General features: G+C 68.3%; 5 protein-coding genes. 1 reads left to right on the plus strand and 4 read right to left on the minus strand.

From position 1 onward, the window contains the following. Window positions 1-95: 95 nt before the first annotated feature. Entirely contained in the window at window positions 96-1,211 is a 1,116-nt protein-coding gene (tcmP, locus tag ABZ721_RS40795; protein WP_358793905.1) for a three-Cys-motif partner protein TcmP, read from the plus strand. 55 nt (window positions 1,212-1,266) lie between these two features. Here tcmP and ABZ721_RS40800 read toward each other — a convergent pair whose 3' ends face one another. From ABZ721_RS40800 to ABZ721_RS40815, 4 genes are all read right to left on the minus strand, one after another. Continuing rightward, complete coding sequence (locus ABZ721_RS40800) at window positions 1,267-2,013, minus strand: phage Gp37/Gp68 family protein (RefSeq protein WP_358793906.1); 747 nt, start codon at window positions 2,011-2,013, stop codon at window positions 1,267-1,269. Window positions 2,014-2,596: 583 nt separating this feature from the next. Then, a complete protein-coding gene (locus tag ABZ721_RS40805; protein ID WP_358793907.1) occupies window positions 2,597-2,827 on the minus strand; it encodes a hypothetical protein in 231 nt (76 codons plus the stop codon). 434 nt (window positions 2,828-3,261) lie between these two features. After that, window positions 3,262-3,774 (minus strand): hypothetical protein, encoded by a 513-nt coding sequence (locus ABZ721_RS40810; RefSeq protein ID WP_358793908.1) that lies wholly within the window; start codon window positions 3,772-3,774, stop codon window positions 3,262-3,264. 333 nt (window positions 3,775-4,107) lie between these two features. Then, window positions 4,108-4,920 carry a DUF721 domain-containing protein gene (locus ABZ721_RS40815; protein ID WP_358793909.1) on the minus strand — a complete coding sequence of 271 codons (813 nt, stop codon included), beginning with the start codon at window positions 4,918-4,920 and terminating at the stop codon, window positions 4,108-4,110. Between the last annotated feature and the right edge of the window lie 151 nt (window positions 4,921-5,071).

Raw genomic sequence — 5,071 nt, forward strand, 5'->3', positions numbered from 1 at the left:
CGCTCGTTTGCGCAGCTCAACGGGATAGGAGGAAGGACGTGCCATGACTCAATCCTTTCACGGAATCGAGTCTCTATCGAACACGGTGCGGTTCAGTGTTCAAGCACGACTTGCTGCGACGGTATCTGCCGCAGTTCGGCGGGATGACGGGTACGCAGTCCCACGACCAGCGGGTGGTCTACCTGGACGGTTACGCGGGCGAGGGCCGCTACGAAAACGGTGAGCCAGCCTCGGGCGAGATCGCCCTGAGGGTCGCCTCGCACCTGCGGGCCAAGGCGGGGCTCACCCTGGAGTGCTTCTTCTGTGAGGCCCAGGCGAAGTCGTACGACCGGCTGAGCGAGGTGGTCCAGCAGTACCGGTTCAGAGGGGTCCGGGCGCACGCCCACCGCGGCGAGGTCGACAGCGTCCTGGACCAGGTCGTCGAACGGGCGGTACGGGAGCCGCTGTTCCTATTCCTGGACCCGTGCGGGCTTGTCCTGCCGCAGAACCGCCTGGTGGAGGTGCTCGCCCGCAAGCGCCCGCAGAAACGCCCGGCGACGGAGCTGCTGATGAACTTCAGCATGATGGCGGTGTGGCGCCTGGGTGGCCACGTCCGCTCCCCCAAGGGCAATGAACGATCGCTGCAGCGGTTCGACGACGTGTGCGGTGGAACGTGGTGGCGGGAGTACTTCGCCGACGCGGTCGCATCCCGCGGCAGGAACGGTGCGGCCGAGGACGCCATCGAGGCAGTAGCGGCCGAGTACGCCCGCCGGCTGGAGCAGCACACGGGGATGGTGGTGCAGTCGGTTCCGGTATCGCATTCGCCGCGCCAGCGCGCCGTGTACCGGCTGGTGTTCGCGACGCGCAGCCCGTACGGCTTGTGGGTGTTCGGCGACACGGTCGCCCGGGCGAGGGCCGAGTGGTGGAAGGAGTTGGAGGAGCGGGAGGAGGACGCCTTGTTCTCCCTGGCCCCGGACCCGAAGGAAGTCGAGGCCCGAGCCCTGCCGGAGATCGCGGCCAACCTGGAGAAGCTGCTGATCCGGTCCCGGCGTCCGGTGAAACTGGTCGACCACACGCTGGAGATCTTCGGATCGTTTTACGGGCAGGTGACCGAGCCGGTGGCACGTCAAGCAGTGCGGCTCCTTCACCAACAGGGCAAGACACCCAGCACCGGAGTCGGTGTGAAGCGGACCCGCGAAATCACCGTCACCCCTGGTCTTCTCCTGGCATGACGCCCGTACGGCCGGGCCTCGCTCTATGGGCCCGGCCGCGTCGTGTGCGTACGGGTCAGGCGGGGACAGGCAGCGGCATCTGGTCCCAGGTGCGGCCCTCCAGGAGGCGGCCACCGGCTTTGGGAGTGCGTCCGCCCCACTGTTTGAAGAAGAAGGCTACGTCGGCGTCCTGACAGGTTTCGCGGATCTGCGTCACCCAGGCCTCGTTCAGCGTCCGATGGTTGGGGCCGGACTCTCCGCCGACGATGACCCAGTGGATGCCGTCCAGGTCGAGGCCGGGCAGCGGGCCCAGCAGAGGCTCGCAGGACAGGAACCGTACGGCGGCGGGCACCTGACGCAGGTCGTCGATGCGCGGCAGCTCGGCCTCGGTTTCGACGGAAACGCCCATCCAGAGATTGGTCGGCCAGTCCAGCTTCGGCGCGATCTGGCGCAGCCGCCGCGCGCGCTTGGTCAGGACTTGGTAGGTGTGCTGCGGAGTGTCGGCCATGACCTTGAAGACTTGGCGGACGAAGTCCAGTGGGACCCGAGCGTGAAACAGGTCCGACATGGAGTTGACGAACACCACCCGCGGTGTCTTCCACCGGTAGGGAACGTGCAGTGAGTCCGTATGGAGCGTCACATCGAACCCGGGTCCGGACGTCCGCGGGTCGCCGTCGTTCTGGTACTTCGCCGCGCCCATCGCCTTGAGCCGTTTCGCCAGCGCCAGGGCATAGCAGTTGTCGCAGCCGGAAGAGACCCTGTCGCACCCGGTGGTGGGGTTCCAGGTCGCCTCGGTCCACTCGATGGCGCTGCGGTCACTCACCGTTTTCCTCCTGTCGTGCACGACTTTCGCGCCGTCGCGATACGGACCGTGCGCTGTGGTGCCCAACGATGCCTGCCCCGCGGGGGAATCGGGGCGAGCAGCTCGATATTCGTATGCTTCCGGTCACCTTTTGTAACATGAGCATTCGAACCTCCATTCGGAAATCTAGTGGCCGGGCCCGGCACCGTCGATACCGCCCACCCTCCCACTCAGGTCCAGCAGAGCCGCCACCTCCGCACGGGCAGCTGCCCGGGGCACCGCCACCATGACCCGGACGATCGATTGGACGGTGGCAGGCGGGCCGGGCGGGGGCGGGCAGTTCACCGAGACCCGGCAGAGCACGTTCACCGTCGATGACGGTGAGGTACAAGTCCTCAGCTGACCAGGCGGGCCCCGGCAACCCCGGTCGACGCGGCGGCCACCGGCCGACGCCCACCACCCAGCCAGCGCAGCGCCACACCTGTTCCCCGACCGCCCGCCACCACCCACACACATCAACAACCAGGAACAAAAACAAGGGGGCACAGCAGAGGGGAAGTCAGCGCCCCAGGTACCCGAAGAATGGTGGCTGACCCGCGGTGACTCAACAGCCCTGCAGAGAGGTACGCAACGGATCTCGCAACGGACTGCGCAACAGATTTTGCAACGGATCTTGAACAGCAGTCACGCGCGCCGGTATCGCCGCCGTGCGCTTGATGGCCCGCTCGACGATGTTGCGTTTCTTGTGCAGCACAGCGGCATCGGCGCCCGCCAGTCGGCTATCGCGCGAGACCGGCTCCTCCCGGCAGCATCCGGCCGAGAGCTGGCTGATCATCCCGCTGACACGATCTCGGCCCCCATGGCAGGGTGCGATGAGCGGATCAGCAGACGGAGGGGGTTCCGGGGGAAGCACAGGTGTGGAACGGGTTGGTCGGTGCTCGCCACCCCAGGCGGGCACGTCCTGCATCAGTTTTCCCTGCAGCGAGCAGCTCCTGTCCCGCGGGCCGAGGGCTGGGCGTCGGTCGCCCCGAACTGGAGGCCGTCCCCCGCGGCAAGCTGGAGCCGCCGATCCAGGCCGCGGCGAACTTCTCCTTCACCCCCGATCGAGCTGGACCACCCCGACCCGTTCGGCGTCACCGTCGTGCTGATGGAAGAGGACGGCTACCGCATCAGCCTGAACGAAGCGTTCGCCCGCTGAGCCCGTGACACGGGACCGGCGTCCCTCCCTGCCTCTCCACGGAAGGACCCGACGTGTGCTGCGACCTGTGCTTACGACCGGTTCCAGTCGTCCTTGTGTAGTCCCTCCTTGAGGATGGACTTGTTCATCTGCCGGACCACGGTGAACGGCCGTCCAGCCCGTCTGCCGTGTACTTCGGCCTCATCGACGGTGAACTGGAACAAGTCCCGTAGGTAGGGCTGGCGGCGTTGCGGATCGTCGCAGGCCCCGTTGAGCAATGCCTCGAAGGTTGGGGTGTCGCCTGCCGACCAGGCGGCCATCATCCGGCGAGTGAAGACCCGTTGCTCCGGGGAGCGGTCCTCGATGTTGATGTGATTGCCCTCGTCGTCCTGGCTGGTCGTCCAGGCGGGGCCACTCGCCAGCGACAGGCGGCAGACGAAGTCACTGGCGACCCGGGCAAGCGTTGTCAGAGCCTCGGTGCCCAGCGCTGCCAGGGCATCCGCTCTTCGGTAGGCCGCTTCGATGTCACCCAGCGCCCCCTCAGCCGCTGCGGCCTGCAGAAGCACATACCCGTGCTCGGTCTGTTCGTTGAGCTTCTCCAGCATGATCGCCGTCCCTATCGCCCCATGGCCCGGATGCCGCCTCGATCATCGCCAGGTCCACCGCGCGCTGTCCGGCGATCTGACAGGTAGGGCGGACCACCGGGGAAGTTGTCCGGGAAGTGCCGGCCGCCGCGCCTTCGCGGTGAAGCCGACCGCGGTTGCCCGGAGCGATCTTCGGCGCGGGGACGCCTTCCCTATCCGGGCACCGATCGGCAAACTAAGCCCGTCACGGAAATGACCCGGGGGGATGGCCTCCCGCTTCCACATCTCCGAGCACGCGGTCTTCCTGTCCGGCCTCGGGCTGCCCGTGCCGTAGCCCCGGGCCCGCGCGCCCCGTCATGCGGTGGTGCGCAGTGGAAGGGGCGCGGCGGGGACCAAGGCAGCGGTCCCGGCCTGCCGGGCGGCACGTTCCGCGCGGGCCCGCCGGAGGGCGGTTGCCTCGGTGGCGGCGGCTTCACGGCGCCGCTGGAGATGGGCAGCGCTGATCGGATCCGGCGCATTGTCGACAGCAGCCTCCGTCTCCGGAAACGTCCTGCGGCTTAGCTCGCGCATCGCCCGGGTCTGCCGCTCGACAGCTTCGGTGATCCCCGGGTCCTGCCGCTGGGCGGGCGCGGCGGCTTGGTGCGCGGCGAGCGCCTGGCGGAAGCGGGGTGATGCCTCCTGCCTGGTCTTCACCGCAGCCTCGGGCGCGGCCGTCTTCGGGGTGGTGGCTGGTTCCTGGGGCGACGGGTCCGTCGCGCGCACGGTCAGGACGCGGATGGTGCGCACCGCCTGGGTGCCGACCGTGTCGTTCGCCGCTGCGACGATCCGGGTGTTGATCAGGCGCAGCTGGGTGGCGTACGCCGATGAGTCCGGGCGCAGGTCCAGCCGCCCCGTCTGTGCGTGGAACGCGACCGCGCAGACGTGGGCGGCCAGTTTCGGTGAGAGGGCGGCCGCGATGTCCGGCAACTGGTCCAGGATGCTTCCACCCGCGGCCGGGACGTCCCAGGCACGGTCGGCCATCAGGCCCTGGAGCACGGCGGCGAGCCCGGTAGGCTCCCGGCCCTCGCCCCGGACCGTCATGGTGCGGGGGCGGCGCTTGGTCTTGCGGGTGCCGGCCTCGCCGCGGGCCTTCGCGGCTTCGCGCGCCTGGTGCAGCGAACCGAGCACGGCAATTGACCGCTACAGGACAGGGCCCGCTTTCTGAAACCGAGAGTCAGACCGAAGGCGAGTTCAACCAGTCGTTGCAACACCGGGTTGTTGCAGTGAGCGTAGCTGCTCTTCGAAGATCTCGGCCGGTGTCCGCCAGCCGAGGATCTTG

This window comes from Streptomyces sp. NPDC006733, assembly GCF_040636125.1.
Classification (GTDB): Bacteria; Actinomycetota; Actinomycetes; order Streptomycetales; family Streptomycetaceae; genus Actinacidiphila.